Origin of the sequence: Paenibacillus sp. FSL R5-0527 (assembly GCF_038008055.1) — a bacterium.
GTDB lineage: Bacteria > Bacillota > Bacilli > Paenibacillales > Paenibacillaceae > Fontibacillus > Fontibacillus macerans.
The window spans coordinates 124,566-150,792 of sequence record NZ_JBBOYI010000001.1 but is presented as its reverse complement, the minus strand read 5'-3'; the positions used below and the strand labels follow the sequence as shown (position 1 = coordinate 150,792).

The 26,227-nt window shown below is 54.1% G+C and carries 21 protein-coding genes and 1 pseudogene; 13 read left to right on the top strand and 9 right to left on the bottom strand.

Going from position 1 to position 26,227, the window contains the following annotated elements; genetic code table 11:
- Window positions 1–13 precede the first annotated feature (13 nt).
- From NYE69_RS00645 to NYE69_RS00615, 7 genes are all read left to right on the top strand, one after another.
- Window positions 14–1,825, top strand: a complete 1,812-nt coding sequence (locus NYE69_RS00645; RefSeq protein WP_340922760.1) for a sensor histidine kinase — start codon at window positions 14–16, stop codon at window positions 1,823–1,825.
- Window positions 1,826–1,827: 2 nt separating this feature from the next.
- Window positions 1,828–3,399 (top strand): response regulator, encoded by a 1,572-nt coding sequence (locus NYE69_RS00640; RefSeq protein ID WP_340922757.1) that lies wholly within the window; start codon window positions 1,828–1,830, stop codon window positions 3,397–3,399.
- A gap of 129 nt (window positions 3,400–3,528) precedes the next feature.
- A complete protein-coding gene (locus tag NYE69_RS00635) occupies window positions 3,529–5,214 on the top strand; it encodes an extracellular solute-binding protein (RefSeq protein ID WP_340922755.1) in 1,686 nt (561 codons plus the stop codon).
- An 18-nt stretch (window positions 5,215–5,232) separates the two neighbouring features.
- Window positions 5,233–6,195, top strand: a complete 963-nt coding sequence (locus NYE69_RS00630; RefSeq protein ID WP_340922752.1) for an ABC transporter permease — start codon at window positions 5,233–5,235, stop codon at window positions 6,193–6,195.
- A 1-nt stretch (window position 6,196) separates the two neighbouring features.
- Entirely contained in the window at window positions 6,197–7,156 is a 960-nt protein-coding gene (locus NYE69_RS00625) for a carbohydrate ABC transporter permease (RefSeq protein ID WP_340922748.1), read from the top strand.
- A gap of 538 nt (window positions 7,157–7,694) precedes the next feature.
- Window positions 7,695–8,708 (top strand): endo-1,4-beta-xylanase, encoded by a 1,014-nt coding sequence (locus NYE69_RS00620; RefSeq protein WP_340922744.1) that lies wholly within the window; start codon window positions 7,695–7,697, stop codon window positions 8,706–8,708.
- A 784-nt stretch (window positions 8,709–9,492) separates the two neighbouring features.
- A complete protein-coding gene (locus NYE69_RS00615) occupies window positions 9,493–9,873 on the top strand; it encodes a hypothetical protein (RefSeq protein ID WP_340922741.1) in 381 nt (126 codons plus the stop codon).
- Between the two features lie 83 nt (window positions 9,874–9,956).
- Here NYE69_RS00615 and NYE69_RS00610 read toward each other — a convergent pair whose 3' ends face one another.
- Both NYE69_RS00610 and NYE69_RS00605 read right to left on the bottom strand, forming a co-directional pair.
- A complete protein-coding gene (locus NYE69_RS00610) occupies window positions 9,957–11,126 on the bottom strand; it encodes an anthranilate phosphoribosyltransferase (protein WP_340922739.1) in 1,170 nt (389 codons plus the stop codon).
- A 307-nt stretch (window positions 11,127–11,433) separates the two neighbouring features.
- Window positions 11,434–12,039 carry an ANTAR domain-containing response regulator gene (locus NYE69_RS00605; protein ID WP_340922736.1) on the bottom strand — a complete coding sequence of 202 codons (606 nt, stop codon included), beginning with the start codon at window positions 12,037–12,039 and terminating at the stop codon, window positions 11,434–11,436.
- Between the two features lie 702 nt (window positions 12,040–12,741).
- On the opposite strand from NYE69_RS00605, the gene nirB reads away from it, so the two are divergent.
- From nirB to NYE69_RS00590, 3 genes are read left to right on the top strand one after another with little or no spacing between them, the layout of a single operon-like run.
- Window positions 12,742–15,174, top strand: a complete 2,433-nt coding sequence (gene nirB / locus NYE69_RS00600; RefSeq protein ID WP_340922733.1) for a nitrite reductase large subunit NirB — start codon at window positions 12,742–12,744, stop codon at window positions 15,172–15,174.
- Between the two features lie 20 nt (window positions 15,175–15,194).
- Complete coding sequence (nirD, locus tag NYE69_RS00595) at window positions 15,195–15,509, top strand: nitrite reductase small subunit NirD (protein ID WP_340922729.1); 315 nt, start codon at window positions 15,195–15,197, stop codon at window positions 15,507–15,509.
- A gap of 15 nt (window positions 15,510–15,524) precedes the next feature.
- Complete coding sequence (locus NYE69_RS00590) at window positions 15,525–16,379, top strand: formate/nitrite transporter family protein (RefSeq protein WP_340922726.1); 855 nt, start codon at window positions 15,525–15,527, stop codon at window positions 16,377–16,379.
- A gap of 323 nt (window positions 16,380–16,702) precedes the next feature.
- Here NYE69_RS00590 and NYE69_RS00585 read toward each other — a convergent pair whose 3' ends face one another.
- Window positions 16,703–18,073 carry a right-handed parallel beta-helix repeat-containing protein gene (locus NYE69_RS00585; protein ID WP_340922722.1) on the bottom strand — a complete coding sequence of 457 codons (1,371 nt, stop codon included), beginning with the start codon at window positions 18,071–18,073 and terminating at the stop codon, window positions 16,703–16,705.
- Window positions 18,074–18,604: 531 nt separating this feature from the next.
- Between NYE69_RS00585 and NYE69_RS00580 the strand changes: the two are divergent.
- Window positions 18,605–19,531, top strand: a pseudogene (locus NYE69_RS00580) (endo-1,4-beta-xylanase); the annotation flags it as partial.
- Complete coding sequence (locus tag NYE69_RS00575; RefSeq protein WP_340930222.1) at window positions 19,508–20,020, top strand: hypothetical protein; 513 nt, start codon at window positions 19,508–19,510, stop codon at window positions 20,018–20,020. The pseudogene NYE69_RS00580 and the gene NYE69_RS00575, both read left to right, overlap by 24 nt.
- Window positions 20,021–20,136: 116 nt before the next feature.
- Here the strand turns inward: NYE69_RS00575 and NYE69_RS00570 are convergent, their stop codons facing one another.
- The gene (locus NYE69_RS00570) at window positions 20,137–20,769 is read right to left on the bottom strand and encodes a polysaccharide deacetylase family protein (protein ID WP_340922719.1); all 633 of its coding nucleotides are present in this window, start codon (window positions 20,767–20,769) and stop codon (window positions 20,137–20,139) included.
- Window positions 20,770–20,902: 133 nt separating this feature from the next.
- Window positions 20,903–21,589: a hypothetical protein gene (locus tag NYE69_RS00565; protein WP_340922716.1), complete on the bottom strand. Its 687-nt coding sequence runs from the start codon at window positions 21,587–21,589 to the stop codon at window positions 20,903–20,905.
- A gap of 101 nt (window positions 21,590–21,690) precedes the next feature.
- Here NYE69_RS00565 and NYE69_RS00560 point away from each other — a divergent pair, with 101 nt between their 5' ends.
- Entirely contained in the window at window positions 21,691–22,023 is a 333-nt protein-coding gene (locus NYE69_RS00560; protein ID WP_340922714.1) for a DUF3139 domain-containing protein, read from the top strand.
- A 101-nt stretch (window positions 22,024–22,124) separates the two neighbouring features.
- Here NYE69_RS00560 and NYE69_RS00555 read toward each other — a convergent pair whose 3' ends face one another.
- The 4 genes from NYE69_RS00555 to NYE69_RS00540 all read right to left on the bottom strand — a co-directional run bounded on the left by NYE69_RS00555 (window position 22,125) and on the right by NYE69_RS00540 (window position 25,789).
- On the bottom strand, window positions 22,125–23,057 hold the full coding sequence (locus NYE69_RS00555) for a copper amine oxidase N-terminal domain-containing protein (RefSeq protein WP_213509684.1): 933 nt from the start codon (window positions 23,055–23,057) through the stop codon (window positions 22,125–22,127).
- Between the two features lie 86 nt (window positions 23,058–23,143).
- Window positions 23,144–23,998 carry an SDR family oxidoreductase gene (locus tag NYE69_RS00550; protein WP_036619056.1) on the bottom strand — a complete coding sequence of 285 codons (855 nt, stop codon included), beginning with the start codon at window positions 23,996–23,998 and terminating at the stop codon, window positions 23,144–23,146.
- 13 nt (window positions 23,999–24,011) lie between these two features.
- Window positions 24,012–25,094: a mannonate dehydratase gene (gene uxuA, locus NYE69_RS00545; protein ID WP_326044723.1), complete on the bottom strand. Its 1,083-nt coding sequence runs from the start codon at window positions 25,092–25,094 to the stop codon at window positions 24,012–24,014.
- 14 nt (window positions 25,095–25,108) lie between these two features.
- On the bottom strand, window positions 25,109–25,789 hold the full coding sequence (locus tag NYE69_RS00540) for a GntR family transcriptional regulator (protein ID WP_036619058.1): 681 nt from the start codon (window positions 25,787–25,789) through the stop codon (window positions 25,109–25,111).
- Between the last annotated feature and the right edge of the window lie 438 nt (window positions 25,790–26,227).

The following is a 26,227-nucleotide window of genomic DNA, read 5'->3' as shown; positions in this document are numbered from 1 at the left end:
GGACGATGCGCGCATGGCAAGATTGAAATTTCGGGGAAAAGTGAACGATATTCCGCTCAACTACAAGTTTTTGCTGATTTATCTGGTTGGCGTGCTGGTGCCGATTTTGGTCATCATTTTACTGTTTATGACCCGGATGTCCGATTTCATCATGGAGCGGGAGGAGCAGAACCTGGAGATCTCCATGGAGCGGGCCCGAAAAGACATTCACGATTTTATCGACGGAGGCGTCGCCGTCAGCCATGCGCTGAATACGGACAAAGCGCTGTACGAAATGCTCGACCGGGAATACTCCGGCCAGCTCGATTTTTACGCTACGTTCGACGAGCAGCTGCGCAACCGGGTGACCAGCTACATTCCGGTCAACAACCAGATTTTGCGGATCGGGATTTATACCGCCAATCCGACCATCGTTCCCGGCGGCAATTACCATATCATCGACGAGCAGGTGAAAAACAGCGACTGGTACCGCCTTTGGCAGATCTCCGGCGATAAGGTCTCCGTCGCAGCGTACCGGGCGGCCCAGGCCAGCAATTGGGCGAACACCGAGCCATATTTGAGCGTCATCGAACGCATGGATTCCTATGATTCCTACGACGAATACGATAAGCTGTTGCGGATCGACATTGACCTCAGTAAAATTTATGACGTCATCAAGCGGGAGCAGGATTATCTGGACTTGTATCTGGTCAACGGGGAGGACGAAGTCATCATGTCCGCGGCCAGCGGCTACCAAAACGGGGACGCAAACGGTTACGCCAAGTTTGCATGGACGGAGGAGACGCGGGAAAAAGGCGTCAAAACCGTGGCCATCGGAAGCGCGCGCTATGTCAAAGGCTGGCGGCTGATCGGCATTCCGCAGGGAGTCCGGGTCACGAACGCGATGCTCGACATGCGGATTTTTGTCGGGATACTGGCTGCTGCTGCGGCCTTTTTTACGGCAGTGTTTATTTACGTCATGCTCCGGTCCTATCATTACCGGGTTAAGCGGCTGGCGCGGCATATGCAGAAGGTCAGCAACGAGAAGTTCGATCTCATCCGGATCGATGAGGGGCGCGACGAAATCGGCGGGCTGATCCGCCATTTCAACCGCATGACGGCGAGGATCAATACACTGATCAACGATGTCTACAAGCTGGAAATCCAAAAGAAAAGCCTGGAGATGGAACGGGTGCGCGCGGAGCTGAATTTTTTGCAAAGTCAAATGAACCCGCATTTTCTGTTCAACACGCTCAACGCGATCCTGGTCGTCTGCACGAAAAACAATTATTCGGACGTAACGGACATCATCAAGAGCTTGTCCAAGCTGCTGCGGCGGCTGCTCAGCTGGAAGGAAGACCTGGTGACGCTGCAGGAAGAAATGATGTTTATCGACATGTATCTGAAAATCGAGAAATTCCGCTTTCGGGATAAATTCGAATACCGGTTCGACCTTGCGGAGGAGGCGCTGCACTACAAGATTCCGAAAATGAGCATTCAGCCGCTTGTCGAAAATGCCTGCAAGCACGGGATTCAAGCCGTGCAAGGGCTCGGATTGGTTCAGATCAAGGCGTACGTGGGCGACGGCAGGCTCCGCATCGTCATTTCCGACAACGGCAAGGGCATCGAGCCCGGGCAGCTGCGGGAAATGCTGGTGGCCGTGCGCAGCGAGAACGCCTCCGGGAGCAGCATCGGCATCCGCAACGTTTACCGCCGGTTCGAGCTTTATTATCGCGATCAGGTTCGTTTTGACATCAGCAGCAAACTCCACCAGGGAACGGAGGTCTCCTTCGCAATCCCGATCAAGCTGTTGGAGCATCAAGAAGAATTGGACAGGGAGGCGTGAACATGGCTTTTAAAGTGCTGTTGATCGACGACGAGCCGGGCGCGATCGAAGGGATGCAGCTGTGGATCGACTGGCGCGGGCTTGGTTTCGACGTTTGCGGAACCTGCGCCAATGGCGCGGAGGGGCTTGAAATGATCGAAAAGCTGCAGCCGGATCTCGTCGTGACGGACGTGCGGATGCCGGTGCTTGACGGGCTCGGGATGATCGAGGCGTGGCAGCGGGGCGGCTCCCGCCCGGTGCGCTTCGCCATCGTCAGCGGGTACAGCGACTTTCAATACGCGCAAAGGGCGATGCGGTTCGGGGTTAATCATTATTTTTTGAAACCGATTGATGAAGCGGCGGCCGCCAAGGAACTGGCGGTGATTTACGGGGAGCTTTTGCAGGAACGCGAGCTGCAGCGCATCAGCCGGATCGCGTCCCTGGAGGAGACGGTATCCCGGATCAAGAAGCTGCTTACCGAACCGCCCGGGTTGCCGCCCGAGCCGGAGCCCGATGCCGAGGGGGCTGCAGAGCAGCTTGCCTCGGCCGGGGGGCTTGAAGCTCTCTCTTCCCTTCGGGAGGCCTGGAATTTCTGCCTGATCCGCACTGTGCCGGGCAGACGCGCGGAGCTGCGGGAAATCGCGGCTTCGCTGGCCGCCGGGGAGGAAGCGATGGTGTTGGTGGACCTGGAAACGGGCGATTTCGGTCTGGTATTCGGCTACGCTCCCGGCCCGGACGGAGAAGACGGCTTTGCCCGGATGCGGGAGCTAGCGCAGCGGTATGCCGGGTTGCCCGCGCTCCTGGCGCTGGGAGCCGGCGCGCCGTCCCTTGACGGGCTCCATGCCTGCTTCCGCAGCGCCCTTGGGGCGATGCCGCATAATTTTTACGCCCAGGCTTACCCCGCGATCGCCCGGTACCTGCAGGTACACCTTCGTTCATTTGACTCCCGCTACGATCAGGCGGAGTGGATTGACCGCGTGCTGGAAGCCGTTCAGCTGCTTGATAAAGCCGGTTTGCGGAAAGCCGGGCAAGAGGCGGCCGTCCGTTTTCGCGAGCGGTACACCGCCCCGGACATCGTGATGAAGCTGGCGATCCACCTTTTTTACAACATTGCCGAACAGCTGCGGGAAGCCTTGGGCGACAAGGCTGATCCCCTCATCGGCCGCTGCGGGCCGCCCCGCGCCCAGGAGGCGCTGACGGTGGAGGAGCTCCTGACGGCGCTGGTCTCTTTTGGCACGGAAAGCATCGATTTGCTGCTCGAGGAAACGACCCGGAGCTCCCAGGGCATCGTTCAGGACATCAACCGCTACATCGGCGAGCATTACCGGGAAGGGCTGACGATCAAAAAGCTGGCCGAAGTTTTTTATCTCCATCCGGTATACCTGGGGCAGCTGCTGATGAAGAAAAACGGGGTTCATTTCAACGAGATGATTCATAATCTCCGCATTGAGGAGGCGGCGCGGCTGCTTCGGGAAAACAAACTGAACAACAGCGAGGTGGCGGAACGGGTCGGTTATGCCAACTACGGGCAGTTTCTCAAGCAGTTCGAGAAGCGGCTGGGCCTGTCTCCGAATGAATACAGAGGCAGGAACTAAAATTTTGAAGGGTAATGCTTTAATTGTGATATAGTTTCGGCCGTGGCAGCGCTTTTACAATAAAGATGGGTTTCTTGTAAGGGCTTCCAAACCTTGACAAGCAACTAAAACTTTACGGAGGTGCTTTACATGGGGGGCAAGTCAAAGTCGGTTCTCCGGCTCGGCATCCTGCTGCTGCTGTCGCTTAGCATTATTCTGTCGGGGTGCGGCGGAGGCAACCGGACAGAGGGTACCGGAAGCCATGCCGATAATGGGTCCGGAAATGCCGGGGACAAGGCGGAACCGTTTGAGATCACCGCTTTTATTGGCGAAGCGGGGCAACAGCCGACGCCGGACAACAAGATCTACAAGAAAATCAAAGACGAGCTGGGAGCGACGTTCAAATTCGAGTTCCTGGCGGGCGATATCAATCAGAAGCTGGGCGTGATGATCGCCGGCTCCGATTACCCGGATATCATGACCGGGAACACCAAGCTGACCGCGGCGGGCGCCTACATTCCGCTGGAAGATCTGATCGAAGAGCATGCGCCCAATCTGAAGAAGCATTACGAGAAGTACTGGAACATGATGAAGGACCCGAACGACGGCCATATCTACATTTTGCCGAACTACGGAGCTTTCAACGGCGAAGTCAGCAGCACCTATTACTCGGGGCCGGCCTTCTGGATCCAAAAAGCGGTGCTCAAGGAATTCGGCTATCCGCAGGTGAAAACGCTGGACGAATACTTCGATTTGATCGCCAAATACAAGGAGAAATATCCGACGATCGACGGCAGCCCGACGATCGGCTTTGAAATATTGAACTACGACTGGAAAAACTGGGGGCTGTTCAACGCGCCGCAGCATCTGATCGGGCACCCGAACGACGGCGGCGTCGTGGTGAACGACGGCAAAGCCGAGATTTTCGCCGACAAGGATTATGCGAAACGGTATTATCAAAAGTTGAACGAAGTCAACCAGCTCGGGCTGATCGACAAAGAGACGTTCACGCAAAACTTTGACCAGTATTTGGCCAAAATATCCAGCGGCACCGTGCTTGGGATGTTCGACCAACACTGGAACTTCCAGACTGCGGAGAATGCCCTGATCACGCAGCAGAAGCTGGAAAGAACCTATGTCGGGCTCCCGCTCGTTTACGATACGAGCACCAGGGATTATTACCGGGACCGTCCGCCGCTCAACCTAAACAACGGTTTCGGCATCAGTGTTAATGCGAAGGAACCGGTCAAGATCATCAAGCTGCTCGACCGTTTGATTCAGGAGGATTGGCAAAAGGTGCTCTCCTGGGGCATCGAAGGCGAGGATTATATCGTCAATGAGGAAGGCCGGTTTGTGAGAACGCAGGAACAGCGCGATAAAACGACCGACGCCACTTGGAAGCTGGCCAACAAAGCGGACACGTTGTTTGGCTTCATGCCGAAAATGGAAGGTTACTACAGCGACGGCAATGCGACCGACGCCGCCGCGCAACCGGAAGAATACCAGGCCGGCCTGAAAGACTACGATAAGGAGTTTCTCGCGGCTTACGGTTATGAGAGCTACGTCGACTTCTTCAGCGATCCGCCGGAAAATCCGATTTATTACCCGGCTTGGTCCGTGGATCTGGTGGAAGGCTCGGAAGCGAAAATCGTCAGTACGAAGCTGAACGACCTGTCGACCAAGCACTTGCCGCAAGCGATTCTGGCGAAACCGGGAGAGTTCGACAAGGCCTGGGACGCTTATACATCCGAAATCCACAAGCTGAACGTAAAAGCTTACGAGGACCGGATCAATGAAGTGCTGAAGTGGAGAATCGATACCTGGACCGTGAAATAAAGCAGGGAGAACAACTTTATGAATGAGACCTTAATGGAACGAAGCACCGTCCGGAAAACAAAAAAGGGCAAGCAGCGCATCACGTGGAACCTCATCAAAAGCCAGCGGCAGCTGATTTACATGTCGGTGCCGCTGCTCGCTTACATTGTTTTGTTCGCGTACGTGCCGGTGTGGGGCTGGACGATGGCGTTTCAGGACTACAAGCCGGCGCTGGATTTCAGCGAACAGAAATGGGTTGGCTTCAAGCATTTCAAATTCCTGTTCGAGGACGACAATTTTTTGCGCATGCTGCGAAACACGTTGGGCATGAGCATCATCAACCTGGTTCTCGGATTTGTTACCGCGATCATTCTGGCGCTGCTGTTGAATGAAATCAAGAAGGTGTTCTGGAAAAGAACCGTGCAAACCATTTCCTACCTTCCGCACTTTTTGTCCTGGATTATCGTGACGGGGATCGTGGCCACTTCTTTGGCTTCCGACGGGATTGTCAACGATTTGCTGATCAAGCTGCATCTGATCGATGAACCGATTCTCTGGCTCAGCGAAGGGAAATACTTCTGGGGCGTCGTCGGGGCGTCCCATGTTTGGAAGGAGGTCGGCTGGAACACGATCATTTACCTGGCGGCCATGGCCTCGATCGACCCGGCGCTGTATGAAGCCGCGGATATGGACGGAGCCAGCCGTTACCGGAAAATGCTCCACGTGACGCTGCCGGGAATCAAGCCGACGATCGTCATCCTGCTGATTATGTCCATCGGGCATATTTTGGAGGCCGGGTTTGAAGTTCAGTATTTGCTCGGCAACGGGCTGGTCGTCGACTGGGCGGAAACGATCGACATCTTCGTGCTGAAATACGGGATTGCCCAAGGCAACTACTCGTTAGCTACAGCCGGCGGCATCTTTAAAACGATCGTAAGCGTCATCATGCTGCTCATCGCGAATTGGACCGCGAAGCGGCTCGGGGAAGAGAGGCTGTTATAGCATGGCAAACCAAACGGCAAGTCCGCAGCGGGTTCCCGCTGCGGCCGTGAACCGGCGTCTGGGGACAGGCCGCGTTGAGCCCGTTCTGTTTCATACCTTCAATACGCTGTTCATGATTTTTCTCGTTGTCGTCACGCTGTATCCGTTCCTGAATACGATCGCCGTGTCGCTGAACGCGGGCAACGATACGATCCGGGGCGGGATCTACCTGTGGCCGAGGCAATTTACGCTGCAAAATTATAAGGCCGTCTTCGTGTCGGGGACGATTTACGACGCCTTTTGGATTTCGGTGGCGCGTACGGTGCTGTCCACCCTGCTGAACATTTTCCTGACGACGATGCTGGCCTATACGTTAAGCCGGCGGGAATACGTGTTCCGCAAACCGATTACGTTTATTTTCGTATTGACGATGTATTTCAACGCCGGTTTGATTCCTGGCTACTTTCTGATGAAGGATCTGCACCTGATCAACACGTTTTGGGTGTACGTCGTTCCTTCGATGGTCAGCGCGTTTAACCTGATCGTTATCCGCACCTACATCGGCACGATTCCGGAAAGCCTGATCGAGTCGGCCAGAATCGACGGGGCCGGGGAGTTCAAGATCTTCTGGCGGATCATTTTCCCGCTGTGCAAGCCCGTACTGGCCACGATTGCCCTGTTTGTCGCCGTCGGCGCCTGGAACTCGTGGTTTGACGCGTTTCTGTACACCTCCTCGCGGCAGGAACTGAGCACTCTGCAATACGAGCTGATGAAGCTGCTGTCTTCGAGCATGAACGCGAACAGCAATCCGGCCGTGGCCGCAGGGGCGGGAATGACCAAGGAGTCGGCGGCCTCCATGGTAACGCCGCTGTCGATCCGGGCTGCAGTGACGATCGTGGCTTCCGTGCCGATCCTGCTGGTGTACCCGTTTATGCAAAAATATTTCGTCGTGGGGCTGAACGTGGGGAGCGTCAAGGAGTAGGGGATAAGCATGCGCGTTTGCATGGGCCGCTTGCATGGGTTGTTTGCGAGTGCAGGCTGCTGGTTGGGCAGTTTGCGAGTGCAGGCAGTTTGCAAGTGCAGGCCGTTGCGTTTGCAGGCCGTTCCGTGGCTGTTGCGTGAGCTGTTTGCATGTGCAGGTGAATGCTTGAGCTGCTTGCATATGCAGACTGTTGCATGTGCGGGGCGTTGCGTGGGCTGTTTGCACCCACCGTTTGTATCTGCGGGATGGCCGGGCAGGGAACTAATTTTCCTTGGTAATCTAACGGTTGCAGCAGCCGCTATTTTGCGAAAAATGCCCTTTTCTGAATTTTAACGGTTGTGAGCGTCGTTATTTGCCTGAAACTGGCCCCCAATAACCGGATTTTAGTCAAATAAGCGCTATAGCATCCGTTACAATTTGAAATCGCCGTTGCTGGGGCAAATAGCGGTTGTGGCATCCGTTAGAATAGTTTTGCGGAAAAAAGCATCTATCTCCACAGTCGAAAAAAGACGTAAATCGTAGGGAGGGAAAGGAAACGATGCGGGAACATGTAGAGCCGGCGCTTAAGGAGCTGTTCGCGGCTGATTTCAAGATCGGGGCTGCCGTAAATCCGCTTACGATCGGTACGCAGGAGCTGCTTCTGGCCCGTCACTTTAACAGCATTACCGCGGAGAACGAGATGAAGTTCGCCAGCCTGCATCCGGAAGAAGGGACCTATACGTTTGAGGAGGCCGACCGGCTGGCGGAGTTCGCCCGCAAGCACGGGATGGCGATGCGCGGGCACACGCTCGTTTGGCATAACCAAACGGGCGATTGGCTGTTCCAAGACAGCGGGGGAGGCCCCGTAAGCAAAGCGGTGCTGCTGGAGCGGATGCGCGAGCATATTCATACGGTCGTGGGCCGGTACAAAAACGACATTTACGCCTGGGACGTGGTCAATGAGGCGGTTGCCGACGAGGGCGGGGACTTGCTGCGCGCCTCAAAGTGGACGGAAATTGCCGGAGCGGACTTGGATTTCATCGTCAAAGCTTTTGCGTATGCCCATGAAGCGGATCCGGACGCCGTGCTGTTTTATAACGACTACAACGAATCTCACCCGCAAAAGCGCGATAAAATTTATGCGCTGGCGAAATCGCTGCTGGAACGGGGCGCGCCGATCCACGGGATCGGGCTGCAGGCTCACTGGAATCTGTTCGATCCGTCCCTGGACGAGATCCGGGCAGCGATCGAGAAGTACGCGTCGCTCGGGCTGCAGCTGCAGCTCACGGAGCTGGACATGTCCGTCTTCCGTTTCGACGACAGACGGAGTGATTTGACCGCGCCCGAACCGGGGATGCTGGAGCGCCAGGCCGAACGGTACGAAGCCGTTTTCCGGCTGCTGAAGGAGTATCGCGGCGTCATCAGCGGAGTCACCTTCTGGGGAGCGGCGGACGATTATACGTGGCTGGACGATTTTCCGGTCCGAGGGCGGAAAAACTGGCCGTTCCTGTTCGATGAGCGGCACCGCCCGAAACCGGCGTTCGACCGCGTGGCGGGGGTAGCGTTAGGATAAGCCGCATAGTTTGCACAACCGAACATATCCGCGGGGCGTATTGAAAACGCGGCTGCTTCAGAAAGACGATTCACTCGCAAGCATTTTACACGCAAGCATTTTACTCGCAAGCATTTCACGCACAAGCATTCCATTCACAAGCACTTCATTCCCCTAGGCTTCATTCCGCTGGGGGATGGAGTGCTTTTTTGCGCTAACGGACCTGAGAAACCCTATTTGTCCCAAAATGGAGGAGCAAAAATTGTAACGGACTCAGTTGGCTTATTCCCTTCAAATCAGCTCAAATTGCCTCATCCGGGGGCAAATAGCACCTGCTGAGTCCGTTTCAGCGGGAAATACCCGGGAAATGACACTGGCGTTGCATTAACTTTTGCTAAATATTTCCACATAAAGCTACCCTGAGAAATTTAACGGTTGTAGCAGCGGCTATTTTCCCAAAAAAGACCTTTTCTAAATCCTAACGGTTGTAAGCGTCGTTATTTGCCTGAATCTAAGCAAAAATAGCCGGATTTCATGAAATAAGCGCTATGGCAACCGTTACAATTTGAAATCAACGTTTTTTGGAACAAATAACGCTTGTGGCAACCGTTAGAACATTGGTGTAGCTAGAAAATGTATCTTGTCAGATTTAATGCAACGCCAGTGGGAAATGAGCGAATAACGTCATTACGGTCCGTTACGGTTCCGCATTCAGGTTCCTAAGTGTCAGATAGCGAGCTTAAAGTGGTGGACAAAGGGTGCAAAACACAGATACGATGGACGGTTGAAACCCGGGGCCATGCCGTTGAACGTCTCCGCTGTCGCTGGATGTCCGCAACCGCTGGGGTACCCGCTCCGCTCGATATGTCCGCAGCCGCTGGGGTACCTGCTGCCGCTCGATATGTCCGCAGCCGCTGGAGTATCCGCTGCCGCTCGATATGTCCGCAGCCGCTGGGGTACCCGCTGCCGCTCGATATGTCCGCAGCCGCTGGGGTACCCGCTGCCGCTCGATATGTCCGCTGTCGCCGGACGTACCCGCCAGCCTCTGGACATACCCGCTTCCGCGCCACAGCCTGATATTTTGGTGAAAAATAATGGGCGGGTCAATTACGCCCGCTGCCCGGTGGAGCGACTGTCCCGATTTAGGGTGAGCAAGGGGGAGGAGTCGAAGAAAGAAGGCGAGTAATTCCCCGGGGGAAGGAGTCGCCAGCGTCAGCGCCGGGAGGCTCGATCCCGAGGAAATGGAAAAAAAGCCTTAAGCCGGGGGATTCAGGCTTTGCGGGAGATTTGCTCGCGTTCGGCGGCGGCCGTTTGCGTCAGCCGCATCGCCTCCTGCCAGAGGCAGTAGGCGTCCCAGGCTGCGCCGCTGTCGAGCAGCGCTTTGCAGGTGTAGACGCCCTCCTCGACGGAACTGACCCGCTCGGCCAACTCCAGGCGCACGGCTCCGTTCAGCAGCACTTGGTTGACGAAAGCGGGATGGGCTTCGCCGCGCAGCACGGCTTCCGTGACGCGCAACTGCTGCTGCGCCGACCATGGCGTGTTCGTCTCCGGGAGCGGCGTATCCAGCCCGTACGTTTCCGGGTCGATCACGCGCAGCTTGGCTGATCCCTGGTCCACAACGTATGTTCGGGTCGGCCGGTCGATAAACAGGTCTTCCGATCCTTGCGTCCCCTGGACGATAAGCGCCTGGCGGTAGTCGAGCTCCTGAATGAGCTGGGCTATCCGGTCAAATACGGTGTTGTGGTATACACCATAAACCAGACAAGGAGATTGGCTGAAATCGAGCAGTTTTTCGATCGTATTGAGGATCGACCGCAGCCCAAGTTCTTCACGGATCGGCCGCAAACGGGCCAGCGGCGGGCACCAGACTTCCGCAGGAACAAACCGGACCCCGGCCGCCGTGACAGCGCCGCCTGGTCGGACTCCGGCTACCTCAGCCGCACCGGCAGGTCGGACTCCGGCCGCCTCGGCCGCACCTCCTGAGCGGGCAGCGCCGGCTGGTTGGGCCGCAGCGGGCGGTTCCATCTTTTCGGCATGAATGCCCATTTCACCCAGCAAGTCCGGCAGCGTGACGCCCCATTTAGGGGGCAGCGATTTGGTCCCGTGCAGCGTCACCGGCAGCTCGCATGCGGCCAGCAGGAAGGACGTAGCGAAAGTGGCCATAAAGGAATTGGTTCTCCCGTCGTAAGGGCCGGCGCAGTCAAGGCCGCCCGGTACCTCTGACCTGTGCGCATGGCGGCGAAACACGGTCACGAACGCTTTTAGCTCATCCACACTTTCCAGTTTGATACGCTGCGCCATAAAAAACGCGCCGATTTGCGCGGGAGACGCGTCGCCGTTCACGATTAGCTCTGCGGCGGCCAGCGCCTCCTCATAGTTTAAATCTCGGGCGCCTCTTTTTCCCCGGCCCACTTCCTTCAGAATATCCGTCATCAACATCAGCAGCCCCTCCTTTTCTAGAGAATTCCGTTTAAAAACCAGTTTTTCGGCACCGAAACCTATGCTGCCAAGGTGCGTTTCTTTAAAAATAACGGAACTCTATGGTCTTATTTTCAGGACTAAGCCTGTTCATCATCATTAGCGGAATTGAATGGTCTTATTTCACGATCAATGATCCCCCAAGCGTCACTTTCCCTCGCTCCAAGAAAATAACGACATAAAATTCCTCTATTTCCTTAAAAATGGGTAATCTCGCTGAATTAGCGCCGCTCTTTTCCCTTATATGATTGGCCCGAGTAAGACCGGCTCAAAATTTTAATTGCTGGTGCGCCCTAACGACCGAAGTCGCCACATCGACCATCCGTTTTCGTTCATTCATCGCCCGCTTGCGCAGCATGTCGTAGGCTTCGGCTTCGGACACCTTGTTCACGTCGCATAAAATGCCTTTGGCCATGTCGATCCATTTGCGTTCTTCCAGGCGCGAGACCAGTTGAGCGCGTTCATCCATCCACGCCTGGCGCTCAAAAAAATGCTTGGCGCCGATTTGCAACGCCCAGTGCAGCTCCCGCGCGGACATCGAGGGAGTCAGGATGCCGTCGATCGGAACGTCGGTTTCGCAAGCTTCCAGGGAAGCGGCGGCGGCTTCCGCGCTGCACCACCACAATAGCGGCAGGGGCTTCCATTTCAGCAATAACCCGCCCCAGCGCCGGACCGTATCGATCGGCATATCGAGAACGGCGGCGTCGACCTCTCTGATCCGCTTGCGGATTTGCGCTTCCTGCCTGGAGGCGAGGACGAGATAACCGCTCGTTTTCAGCTTTGCCTCGGGATCGGGGAGGGGCGGAATCACGTCCGGCGCCCCCGGCCCGGCATCGGTATAAGAAGTATCGCGTATGACCAATAAAAAGCGCATCGAGAGGCACTCCCTCCTATCCATGACGATCTTTTCAAACTTATTGAGGTAGTTCAAAAAAGGCCGCTTTTGAAGATATAAGAAAGCGTTGACTACTAAGAATCAGCTCCCTTATATCGCAAGAAAAACTATTGCTAATCGCGATCCGTTTTCTTTGAATATACGTGAATTGACGTTTTCCTTATCACGAAGTGAATTCAAGAAGTACCTCGGCATCGAATCTTGAATTCAGCCGGGCCCTAGCATATGCTTCGGCGCTGAAAACCGTCCTTTTTGAACATGTACTTATTAAGAAGGCACAAGAACGCCCGCAGCAAGCAAGGAGCAAGGCGATGGAGAGCCGTTTGCAACGGAAAGAAAACTGACATGGAAATGAGGTGTGAAAATGATACATGTATTTTCTCGTCTTTTCCCCAAAAAATCAATATAAATGTTAAAAAAGCTTACATTAAAAAATTATTTATTAAATTTTATGTAATAATTATTGACATGGACGCAAAGCTTTTATATAGTAAATGTCAATCAATCACATTTTTAAATTTTGTTCAATTCAATATTGAAACGTCGGGTACAATGGGGTATCCGAATGGAAGCGGCAATGGAGCCTGTCTTCGCAATCCGTAAGAAAAGCGTGTGTTTTTCTATGGGCGAAGCGGGCTTTTTCTGTTTTTTAGGGCGATTACGCGAAAGGGGAGAGTGGAGATGAACCACAAGAAAAAAATGGTGCTTGTCGGAAACGGGATGGCGGGGATGCGCACGATCGAGCATGTGCTGAAGCTGGCCCCGGAGGCTTATGAAATTACGGTGTTCGGCGCCGAGCCTTATCCGAACTACAATCGGATCATGCTGTCCTCGGTGCTCGCCGGGGGAGCCGATATGAAAGAAATCATCATTAACGACCTCGATTGGTACGCGGAAAACAACATCAAGCTGCATCTCGGCGACGCGGTGACCAAGCTCGATACGGCGAATAAACGGGTCGTCTCGGCGTCCGGCGTTCAGGCGGAATATGATGCGCTGATTTTGGCGACGGGCTCCGATCCGTTTATGCTTCCGCTCCCGGGTGCGCAAAAAGAAGGCGTGATCGGCTTCCGCGACATTAAAGACTGCGAGCTGATGATTGAAGCCTCCAAAAAATATAAGAAGGCAGCGGTGATCGGCGGCGGGCTGCTTGGCCTGGAAGCGGCGCGGGGGCTGCTGAATCTGGGGATGGACGTATCCGTCGTGCATATCAATCCCTTCTTAATGGAACGGCAGCTTGACGAACCGGCCGCGCGGATGCTGCAGCGCGAGCTGGAGGCGCAGGGGATGAAGTTTCTGCTGCAGAAGCAGACGGCGAGCATTTACGGCCATCGCCGGGCCGAAGGCCTGGAATTTGCCGACGGCAGCCGGCTGGAAGCCGACCTGGTCGTGATGGCCGTCGGCATCAGGCCGAACGTGGAGCTGGCCAAGTCGGCCGGACTGGAGGTGAAGCGGGGCATCATCGTTAACGATGATTTGGAAACGAGCGCCCCCGGCGTGTACGCGGTCGGCGAATGCGCCGAGCACCGCGGCATCGCTTACGGCCTGGTGGCCCCGCTGTACGAGCAGGGCAGCGTCCTGGCCAAGCGGCTGGCCGGCGTGGAGACGGCCGGCTACGAAGGGTCCGTCACCTCGACCAAGCTGAAGGTGTCGGGGGTGGACGTTTTTTCCGCCGGTTATTTTCACGATGCTCCGGGAACGCGTTCGCTGCGCATCCAGGATGAACTGGAAGGCACCTACCGCAAAATCGTCCTGCAGGACGACCGGATCGTCGGCGCGGTGCTGTTTGGGGACACGACGGACGGCGCCTCGCTGTTCGCCAAAATCAAAAGCGGGGAGTCGGTGGCCGGAAAAGAAAAGGAGCTGCTGCTCGGCTATGCGCCGGGGCAGTCTTCCGGGGCCTCCCCGAACGCCAGGCTCGCCGCGATGGCGGACGACGAGATCATTTGCGGCTGCAACGGCGTATCCAAAGGAACGATCGTCGACGCGGTGAAAAACGGCTGCACCAGCGTCGGCGAGATCAAAGCCTGCACCAAGGCGTCAGGCTCCTGCGGCGGCTGCAAGCCGCTCGTCGAAGGGCTGCTGCACTTATACGCCGAAGGCGATATCGGCGAGCCGGCCAAGGAAGGCATCTGCGGCTGCACCTCGCTCAGCCGCGACGAAATCGTCGAGAGCATCAAAACGATGGGCCTGAAGAGCGTCAAAGAAGTCATGAACGTGCTGGAATGGAAAGAGCCGGAAGGCTGCTCCAAATGCCGGCCGGCGCTGAATTACTATTTAGGGATGCTCTGGCCTGCGGAATACGTCGATGAAAAAGAATCCCGGTTCGTCAACGAACGTTACCACGCGAATATTCAAAAGGACGGAACGTTTTCCGTCGTGCCCCGGATTTACGGCGGCGTGACTTCCCCGGCCGATCTTAAGCGGATCGCGGCGGTGGCCGAGAAATACAACGTACCGATGGTGAAATTTACCGGCGGGCAGCGTCTCGACCTGCTTGGCGTCAAGAAGGAGGATCTGCCGAAGATCTGGGCGGAGCTCGATATGCCGTCCGGCTATGCCTACGGAAAGGCGCTGCGCACGGTGAAAACCTGCGTCGGCTCGACCTTCTGCCGCTTCGGCACGCAGGACTCGATCGCGATGGGGATCCGCATGGAAAAAGCGTTCGAACGCCTGAACACGCCGGGCAAGGTGAAGCTGGCCGTATCCGGATGCCCCCGCAACTGCGCGGAAGCGACGATCAAGGACCTTGGCGTCGTCGCCATCGACGGCGGCTGGGAGCTTTATATCGGCGGCAACGGCGGCGTGAAGGTGCGGGCGGCGGAACTGCTCTGCAAGGTGAAAACGGAGGAGGAAGTAATGGAGTGGACGGCGGCCTTCCTGCAATATTACCGCGAGCAGGCGAGCTGGAACGAACGCACCGCCCAGTGGGTGGAGCGCGTCGGGCTGGACGCGATTAAAGCGGTGCTGGAGAACGACGGGGAGCGCAAGGCGCTCGCTGCGCGCATCGAGGAGACGCTCAGCGGCACGACCGATCCGTGGAAGGAAATCTTAAACAACGAAGAGCTGCGCAAGAACTTCGAACCGCTGCAAAGCGCACAGCTGCAGAACTAACTGATAAGGGGGAAACCACCATGCTGACAAAAATACAGGTTGCCCGACTGGACGAGATCGATCGGCTGGGGTCGCGGACGGTAACGATCGGAGATAGAGAAGTGGCGATTTTCCGGCTCAGCGACGGCACGGTGCGGGCGCTCGAAAACCGCTGTCCGCACAAGGCGGGACGGCTGTCGGAAGGGATGGTGTGCGGCGCGGCCGTACATTGTCCCCTGCATGACTGGAAGATCGATTTGATCAGCGGGCAAGTGCGTGAACCGGATCATGGCCAAGTGACCGTATATGAAACCGAAATCGATGAAAAAGACGGAGCTATCTATATTTCGCTGTAGAAGGAGAGACGCACCATGGACTACGTAAAACCCGGTGAAGTGCTGAATGCGATGATTGAAACGGGAGAAAACAAAGCCCGCCTCAGCATTCTGCAGATGCTGGCCAAAGGATTTTTGGGCGGGGCGATTCTCGCCTTCGCCACGACGCTGGCTTTTACGGCCACACAGCAAACGTTGCTTGGCATTGTCGGGGCGCTGATTTTTCCCGTCGGCTTTGTCATCATTGTACTGCTTGGACTTGAGCTGGTGACCGGCAGCTTTGCTTTGATCCCTTTAGCCGTCCTGGAGCGGCGGGTCCCGCTCTCCCGGATGCTGGCCAATTTCGGCTGGGTGATCCTCGGGCATCTGATCGGCTGCGCGGTGTATGCGATCCTTTACGGACTGACGATTACGAAAATGGGCACGGATTTCAGCCACCCGCTGATCCAGACGATCATCCAGACGAGCGAAGCCAAAACGATCGCCTACAAGCATATGGGCGGCAGCGGGCTTGCCCTCGTCACCATTAAAGCGGTGCTGTGCAACTGGATGGTCACCCTGGGGGTGGTGATGGGGATGACTTCACGTTCGACGGCGGGAAAAATCGCGGCGATGTGGCTGCCGATTCTGATTTTTTTCGCGCAGGGGTTTGAGCATGCCGTTGTGAACATGTTTGTCATTCCGGCGGGGATGATGCTGGGCGCGAACGTCAGCTTTGCCGACTGGTGGGTGTGGAACCAGATTCCCGTGCTGATCGGCAACTTCCTGGGCGGCGTCGTGTTTACGGGACTGCTGCTTTACGTGTCGCAGAAAGGAAGCAGCTTGGCTGCGCAAGACAAGGCGCGGGCGGCTACGACGGGCCCGGAGCTGCGGCGTATTACGGGATCATAAATTTCTGATTGGATATATCCAATAGAATTGGAAATACAGTGGCAAATACAGCAGCCAGATTGGATATTTTCCAATAGATTGGGCTCAGGCAGAGGCAAACGGGCGATTTGAGCGAATTCTACTGGATTTTTTTCAATGAGAGCTCAAAATGGCATCCGATTTCCTTCAATCTATTGGATATTTCCAATGAGCCTAACGAATATGCTGCGGCCGAATGTAAAAAATAGCCGGATGCAGGCGGTTTTCCGCACCCGGCTTGCGTGTATAGACCAGACATCTTCCTTTGGCTTAAATTGAATTTCGCCGCGGCGCTTGCTTTGCCATTACGGCATTGTTGCGCCGATATTCTTACCGCTGGGCGTTCCCGACCCGATCAGGTCGCTGCCGGCGGCCAGCTTCAAAAAGTTCCCGAGACTGAAGGAACCATCGGCGTTTCTGGTGACGGACGGGGTCAGGGAGACGAAATCCGCATCGCTGGCCACCAGGCCTTTGGCGTTGGTGCTTTTTTTGTTTTTCCACCAGACGTTGCTGCTGTCGACATCGGTTCCGCTCGTTTTGTCGCTGGCTCCCCCGGAGTACGACAGGTTGTTCGTGAACACGTGCGTGCCTTTGTCGAAGGCGAAATTGCTTTGTCCGTTGCTCCAGGAGGTATTGTTCGTGAGTGCGATGGAACCCGGGTTGCTGTTGTAGGTGAAGCCGTGTTTTTTGTTCTGGAAGGCGACGCTGTTTTGCACGATATGGTTGACGGCGATTTTATCCCCGCCCAGCTTAAAGCCGTTGCCGTCGCTGTCCGATGTCGAGTTGCCGTCCGAGGTTTGGCCGTTTTTGTAGGCGATGCTGTTCTTGATCGTAACCGTTCCGATCGCTCCCGTTTCGGACTTGGTGTACAGATCCCAGCCGTCGTCGGTATTCCAGGCGGCGATGCAGCTATCGAAAACATTGCCCGGGCCGATCGTCAGCTTGGCGGCAAAGCCGTCCGCGTCTTCGCCATTGTCGGGGTCGAAATTGTCATGGGAGTAAACCCGGATAATCTGGTTATAGCTTGGCCAATCGGCGATATCCGACAGGGAGGAGGAATAACGGCTGATCTGCAGCCCGGAGTCGCGGTTGTGGTGGGTTTCTACATTTTCGATGATGTTGTAATTTCCCCCGATGAAGATCCCGTTATCTCCCGCTCCCCGCACTTCCAGCCCCTTGACATGCCAGTAATGCCCGAAAATTTGCAGTCCGCGTTGGTCGGAGGCGAAGGCTTGCGCATAGAAATCCAGCACCGGTTTTTCGCTCCCGTACGCGGCGATCGTTTTGTATTGGCCTGCGCTGCCGCTGTTGTTCCGTTCGATGGTTACCGGAGCGGAAAAGTTGTAGGTGCCTCCGCGCAAATATATGGTGCCGCCGGGCGAAACTTTGGTGATGGCCGCGGCCAGCGTGGTCGGACTATCGATCGTCCCCGAATTGCCGCTTGAGCCGTTAGGGGAGACATAAATGACATTCGCCGCCGCTGTCACGGACTCTTCGCTCCCGTCAGCAGTGAAGTCCCCGGTTGCCGGTGCAGCGGACTCTTCGATCCCGGCAGCGCCGGATTCGTCGTTCACCGCCAGCGAGGCTGGTAAACCCCAAGTCAGCGATCCGCCCAAGGCAAGACAAAATGTAAGCGCAACCACTATTCCGCGTGAACCTAATTTCGATTTTTTCATACAAACAGCTCCTTCATGGGAATTTTGCAAACCATAAACAAACAGGTTAATACTTACGCAAAAACCAAGGTTGGAAAAATAACGGCACAAACAGCGGCACATTTTGGAAGTGAAATCCGTTCATGGCATACCCCCCGTCGCAAAAAAAATTTCAGGGCGTCATACCTCAAACCTGGGAGAAAAAGAGTGGAATTGTTTCTAAAGTGGCGTCCTCAAATTAACTATATAGTAAATAAATGTAATGTATCAATGAGTCTTTTCGACTATTTTCCACAAATTTCTTTATTTATTTAGTAACAGGAAGTTAAGACTCGTAATCAAACATCTAAACTTTTCAAGGTAAAAGCTTTAATTTGGGTAATTCCAGATATTGCTAAACAATTATAATATGGAAATGTAAGCGATTGCATATCCAAATTTGAAGGGAGGGACTGGTCCCGATCATCAGATCAAATACCACGTGTCGTCCAGGTGAAGATTTCTAGTAAAAAAAATCAAGGAGGAATCATGATGCTTAAATCAAGGTTCATGATGGGGCTTGCCGCTTTTGTGCTGCTGGGCTCCGTGCTATCAACCGCGTTCAGCGGGGAAGCGCAGGCCGGATTGGCGAGCGGAAGCAAGTTTTTGGGCAATATTGTAGCAAACAGTGTCCCCTCCAACTTTTCAACCTACTGGAATCAGATTACACCGGAAAATTCGACAAAATGGGGAGCGGTTGAGGGAACAAGGAACAGCATGAACTGGAGCGCCGCTGATACGGCTTACAACTATGCCAGAAGCAACAACATGCCGTTCAAATTTCACACGTTGGTTTGGGGCAGCCAAGAACCCGGCTGGATCAGCGGTCTGTCGGCCGCAGAGCAGAGGGCGGAAGTCACGCAGTGGATTCAGGCGGCGGGGCAGCGGTATGGAGGCGCGCAATTCGTCGATGTTGTTAATGAACCGCTGCACGCCAAACCTTCCTATCGGAACGCGATTGGGGGAGACGGAGCTACGGGCTGGGATTGGGTCATTTGGTCTTTTGAACAAGCCAGACAAGCTTTTCCCAACTCTAAGCTGCTGATCAACGATTATGGGATCATCAGCGATCCGAATGCGGCGGCCAATTATGTAAAGATCATCAATTTGCTGAAAGCGAGAGGCCTGGTCGACGGGATCGGCATCCAAGGCCATTATTTTAATATGGACACGGTGTCGGTCAGTACGATGAATTCGGTGTTGAACACGCTGGCCGCTACCGGATTGCCGATTTATGTATCGGAACTGGACATGACCGGCGATGACAGTACGCAGCTGGCCCGATACCAACAAAAATTCCCGGTGCTTTGGGAGCATTCCGCGGTGCAAGGGATCACGCTGTGGGGCTATATTGAGGGCCAAACCTGGCAAGCGGGCACGCAATTGATCACCAGTTCGGGCACCGAACGGCCGGCGCTGCAATGGCTCCGGCAGTATCTTGGCGGAGGCGGGGGCAACCCCGGCGGCGGTTCCGACGGAGCTTATGCCGACTTTGAAACGGGCACCGACGGGTGGAGCGGGGGCAATATTGCCGGCGGGCCTTGGTCCACCACGGCCTGGAGCGCCAAAGGTTCGAGATCTTTGCAGGTCGACATTGCGATGTCGAACGGCAGCCAGCACTATATGTACAAGAGCGGCAGTTTCGATTTCTCGGGCCATTCGCAGCTAAGGGCTACCGTGAAGGGGGCAAGCTGGGGGAACTATGGCTCCGGACTCGGGGTCAAGCTGTACGTGAAGTACGGTGACAACTATACGTGGAAAGACAGCGGCTGGCGGACGATCAGCGCCGGCGGAACTTTGGACTTGAGCCTGGATCTGTCGGGGGTCGATAAGTCCAACATCAAAGAATACGGCGTTCAATTTATCGACGCCAGCAACTCCTCGGGCCAAACCTCGGTATATGTAGATAACGTATATTTGCAGAATTAAGCGAAAAAGGCAAGAGAGCCGCAGGTATGGTGCAGTTCTCTTGCCTTTGCGTCTTTTGCGCCTTTCAGCCACAAGCCGATATAGTCGGGTGGGGGTTACTGCGGCTCGCGGTTCTCCTAATCAACGTCCTCGCTCATTTCAAGCAGCTCACTCACCGTCACGAGCCGATACCCTTCCTGGGTCAGTTCGGAGACAAGAATCCGTACGGCCTCCACCGTTTGCGAGCGGTCATCGAAGCCGTCATGGAACAGCAGCACGCTGCCCGGCGCCAGCGCTTCCCGCGTTTTATCGACGATATTTCGCACTCCGGGCATCTCCCAGTCGGTGGCCGCGCCATTGACCGCTCCGATGGCGTGGTAGCCGAATTCGCCGGCCGCAATCGCGGCCACCTCAGCGTTGATGGCAACATAAGGCGGACGAAACACGCGCGGTTTCGAACCGGTCACCCGCACGATCAGCTCCTCCGTTTGCGCCAGTTCCCGGCGGCATTCATCGGGACTGACTTCAGGCAAAGCAGGGTGCGTATATGTATGATTTCCGATCTCGTGGCCCTGCTCATGCACGGCTTGCGCGGTGCCGAGGCTTTTTTTCATCTGTGTTCCAATCATAAAAAAGGTGGCTTTGGCCCCCGCTTCCCGGAAAATGTCGAGAACCTGCGGCGTAAATTCCGGGTTGGGGCCATCGTCAAACGTAAAGGCGACGGCTTTTTCCCGGACGGTAATCCGAGAAATTATTTCGTGACTTGGCATGTCAGGACCTCTCCTCCAGTTAAATCTGTTAGCTAGGTTACTAAATTTATTCGTGGTTTGAGGATAGAGTCCTTTTTTTGTTTACAAAAGTGACATGTCTAACACTTATTATATATCCTCAATGGGTCTTAAATTAATTAGGATAAAAAGATGTATAGCTTCCTAATTCGTCAGAGGCTTTAATTTCTGATGGAAGTATATATCTTATGCTATTGTCGTCTATATCTTCTCCAAGAATATCCTTATTTGTTCCGTAAAAGAAAGCTTGCCAAACGAATTTTGAACAATAATTATATTGTGTATTGGATAACCATATATTGAATAGATAGCCGTCAACATTATCTATGTTATTTCTTGCCCATTTGCCTGCTTTTGTGTTTTGAGAGGAAGTATAGTGGGTACGCAAAACTGTAAGTTTATTGTTAGTATTAAATCTACCAAGGAAGTTCTCAATAGAATCATCACCTCTTCCATAAGGTTCTGCTGGTGTTACATGGTAAATTCGGAAGTCATCCCCCACAATTGCTACATGTCCAACAATAATACTATCCCATGAATTTTTTGGACTGTAAATGATATCCCCAGGCATCATTTCAATGTTCGTTCCAGGGTATAAGGGGTTTCCTATATCATACGGAGCAATTTCATAGGTAGATTGAGTGACAGATGTAGAGTTTGGATCAAGAGTTGTCAATATAAATGTGTTGTTTTGGAAGGGAGTTTGGGTTGTTGAGCTATTTGCACTTGCTTGTGATGAAAAGATAGCCATTGAAAAAAACAACAGAAAAAAAGGAAGTAAAAAAATAACTTTTTTAAACATATTATACCTCCTATATGATTATTATGGTAATAATAGTAAATCGGAACATATTGTTTTGTCAAGAATAATATGGTAATTTTTATATTAAAAGGAGGTGTGTTATGAAAGTCAAAAAAATTGCACTATTGGTTGTTTGTCTGTTAGTTATCGGCATGTTTTCTGTACTTTCGGTCTTTAAAATTATACAGACTTCCCAAGTCAGACAATACTTATATTCACAGGGGTATAATAATGAAGATATTAAGTTCATCAGAACAAAAGTTGGGAAGGCACCTTTATTTAAAACAATGGTTATATTCAAAGACGAGCCAGAGGCGTCGTATTATTATAGAGTTAGGGACGGGGAAGTTTTACAATTTACTCATTCGGTCGTTGAAGGGGTATCTAATCAAAGAAAACCCGAAGGGGATTACAAACATATCGACAAGAGGTAGAACATTTATAGATCAAGGTAGTTGACTTGCAGAAAAAAACGGGCCGGCTACAAGAAAAGAAATCTCTTGAAACCAACCCTTTATTCATGCCTGACTCCCCGTCATTTTGCCTTGTTTGTTCCCTCTAAGCGCAGAGGCGAAACTCCCGCGTTCTCTTCTTCAATAGGAAACAGTTCATACAAATTGTTCATCTCTTTTGTACCTAGCTGTTCGATCGTTCCATCCGTATGGATGCGGCCGTATTGCGCTTGCCCGGCGTGCGTGGAGATATTATAAAAGATCAAATTTGTTTTTATTTCCGGGCGGGTTCCTTGCTCTTTAATGATCCCTTTAGCGTAAAAAGTCGATTCCTTGCTTTGCTTGGCGTCGAGGGCCGCCTCCCAGATTAACTGAGCCGCGTTATCGGTAATCCGATAGTAACTGATGACTTCGTTCGAGACGGTGAAGAAGCTTTTATATTCTCCCTCAGGAAAATAAATGCTCCAGGTCCCCAGGCTATCACCGGAAAAATCAAGGTCAGGCAGAGAAGATATTTTCGGCAAGTTCAAAGCCGCGAGCCGTGCCGCCGTCAAATCCCCGCTGTGCAGGCTTTTTTTCTGCTGCTCCGTGGTTTTGGCGACGTAAACCGTCTTGCTGTCCGGATTCCAGGCAACGTCGGCAGCGAATGCTTCCGCTACAAACCGCAAAGGCACCATGACCCTGTTATTTATGACCTGCGCAGGTTGAGACATGCCGATCGTTTTCGCTCCCTTTTTGGCCGTTTTTTCACCGACTTTCAGGGTAAGCGTTGCATCCGTTCCGCGCTGGGCGATCGTTAAGGTTTTGGAGGCATTGTCCCAACGGCTTATCGTTAAGCCTTCGATTTCCTCAACAACACGAATGGGTACGTATACCGAACCGTCTTTGTTCACGGGTCTTGCGGGTGTATCGGCAAGCTGTCCATTGAAGTCGAGTTGAATGTTTTCCGCGGCAAGCGCAGCCGGCACTATGCTAAAAAACAGAAGCAAACCCAACAAACAAACTTTGAACCTCATGAGACCATCCTTTCGTCGCTATAAATCACCACACCACTATACTAACCCGGCCAGGGCAATCTTGGCAAAAACACCGTGTTTTCCCGTTACACGCCCGAATAAGCCATAAATCCGCCGTCCACGGGGATCACGGTCCCGGTCACGAAGCCGGAGGTGTCGGCGTCCGCCAGCCATAGCAGCGTACCGAGCAGATCCTCGGGAACGCCAAACCGGCGCATCGGCGTGTGCGTGATGATTTTATGCGAACGTTCGGTCAGCGATCCGTCGGGGTTCGTCAGCAAATTCTTGTTTTGTTCGGTCAGGAAAAAACCCGGCGCGATCGCGTTCACGCGGATCCCCGATTCGGCCAGATGCACGGCCAGCCATTGCGTCAGGTTGTTGATCGCCGCTTTGGCCGCGCTGTAGGCCGGCACTTTGGTCATTGGGCTCACCGAGCTCATTGAGGAGATATTGATCACGACGGCGCCCGGCCGGCCGATCATTTCCTTGACAAAAACCTGCGTCGGGATCAGCGCGCCGGTGAAGTTGAGGTCGAGAACCCCGCGGACACCGGCCAGGCTAAGATCAAAAAAGGTCGTCACCTCCGGGTTCTCCAAATCCTCGGGGCGAAAAGTCTCGTTTGTCGTGTTGGCACTGGCCTGGTTGCCGCCCGCGCCGTTGATGAGTATGTCGCAAGGACCGTATTTTTCGCGTACGGCGGCTTCGGCGGCCTTGACGCTCTCCGCGTCCGTGACGTCGCAGGCGATGGCCGCGGCTTCTCCGCCGTCACGGCGGATTTGCTCGGCGACGGCCTCGCCTTTCGTCGCTGTCCGGTTCAAAATGGCGACGCGAACCCCTTGGCGGGCCAACTCATGAGCCATCGCTTGGCAGAGCACCCCGGCTCCGCCGGTAATGACCGCGGTTTTGCCCGCCAGCGAAGGGTGTGAAGGTAGTGGATTCATCGCATTTTCCTCCTTATTGCTTGGACTCTGCTGCTTGCTCGGCCTTGACATAAGCATCCCATAAACCCCACAAATACATGATGCCAAGCGCCCGGTCGTAAAGCCCGTATCCGGGGCGGCACTCTTCGCCCCAAATGTGGCGGCCGTGATCCGGCCGGGCATAGCCGTTAAAGCCGTTATCGAAGTAAGCTTTTACGATCCCGGCAATGTCTACCGTGCCATCCGCGGTGCGATGCGACGTCTCGATGAAATCGCCGTTGTCAAACACGCGCACGTTGCGGATATGGGCAAACGGAATCCGCTCCTGGAACTCATGGATCATGGCGATAATATCGTTTTCCGGATTGGCCCCAAGCGAACCGCTGCACAGCGTAATTCCGTTCGACGGGCTGTCCACAAGCGACAGGAAGCGGCGCAGATTTTGCTGATTCGTAATGATGCGCGGCAGACCGAAAATCGGCCACGGCGGATCGTCCGGGTGAATCGCCATTTTGATGCCGTTTTGTTCCGCAACCGGAAGTATGGCTTCCAGAAAATATTGCAGATGCTTCCACAGGTCCTCTTCAGTCACATTACGGTATGCTTCAAACAGCTTGGTCAAATGCGCCAGCCGTTCCGGTTCCCAGCCCGGCATCGTTAATGCGCTGTTCTCGTTGATCGTCCGCACCAGCTCAAACGGGTCGATGTTATGAATTTTCGCTTTTTCATAAAACAGCGCCGTCGATCCGTCTCCGGTGGGTTTATGCAGATCGGTGCGCAGCCAGTCGAAAATCGGCATGAAGTTGTAGCAAATGACCCTGACGCCAACCTTGGCCAATTTTTCAATGGTGCGCTTGTAATTTTCGATGTACCCGTCCCGGCTTGGCAAGCCCAGCTTAATATCTTCGTGAACGTTAACGCTTTCAACAACATCAAGATGGAGCCCGTAGCGATCGGCCTGCCTGCGGACTTCCTCGATTTTCTCCATCGGCCATTCGTCTCCGGCCGGCACGTCGTGGAGCGCCCAAACAAGGCCTTCCACGCCGGGAATCTGCTTGATCTGTTCCAGCGAAACCGTGTCATTGCCTTCGCCGAACCAGCGAAATACCATACGCATGTAATCACCGCCATTTATTTTTTAAAATAATCCGGATACCTCTCCTGCAGGACAGGCAAATTGGCTATGCTCAAATTCAGATGTTCCTTCATCAATTGGTCGGCGCTTCCGGCGTTTTGGGCCAGAATCGCCTCGTACATCGCTTTGTGCTGGTCGTATAAATGTTCCCAATGCGGATCGGTGGTCAGCCAAAGGACGCGGGTACGGTTGAGGTGGGCGTTCATCTGCTGAATGACGTTCCAGGTGCCCAGCTTGCGGCAACCTCTGAACAGGATACGGTGGAACTCTTCGTCCAGTGCGAACATCGCGTGATTGTCGTGCCGCCGGATGCTGTCCTGCTGGCGGGCCAGATTGTCCGCGAGCGCGGTTAAGCCTTCCTCCGGGAACTGCTCGCAGGCCAGCCGGATCACGGCGCGCTCCAGCTGTTCCCGCATAAACCGCGCTTCCAGCACAAGCTCCGGGTCGATCAGCGACACGCGCGTGCCGCGCTGCGGCAAAACGACCACCAGCTCCTCCTGGGCCAGCCGGACAAAGCTTTCCCGGACAGGGGTGCGGCTGACGTTGAAAGCCGCGGCCATCTCTTTTTCGGAAAGCGCCGTCCCCGGCGGCAGTTCCAGCGTGACGATCCGCTCCTTCAATTGGCCGTACACCGCGTTCCCGGCCGATCCCGGCTGCGGGAGCCACATGTCGTTCATTTCATCACCTCCTGAAAGTTTTGTGTGAGATGCCGCATGAAACAACTTCGAGCAAAACTCGCATCGTAAGCGTGGGCTTAGTTTTGCTGGGAATACTGCCATGCAACAGCTTCGAGTAAAACTGGCATCGAAAGCAAAGGCTTAGTTTTTAGCTAGTAACTACCATACTTGTATGGTAGTGTGGTAAGCACTAATTTGCAAGAACATTTTTTTAATTATTAAATTTTTTCTTTATGTGAAAATAGCTGCGTTTATTTTTGGCTCAACCTATAGACTCATCAAGTATCAGCCACCACCAGCCAACTGCTGGAATGACGAGGACCGTTGGCCCTCAAAATAGCGGTACTTTATGTGCTTATTTTCCGGAGCCTACCGTGTTCAGCACCATTAGCGGCATTTTTTGTACTTATTTTGGCTCAACCTAATAATCAGCGCTTG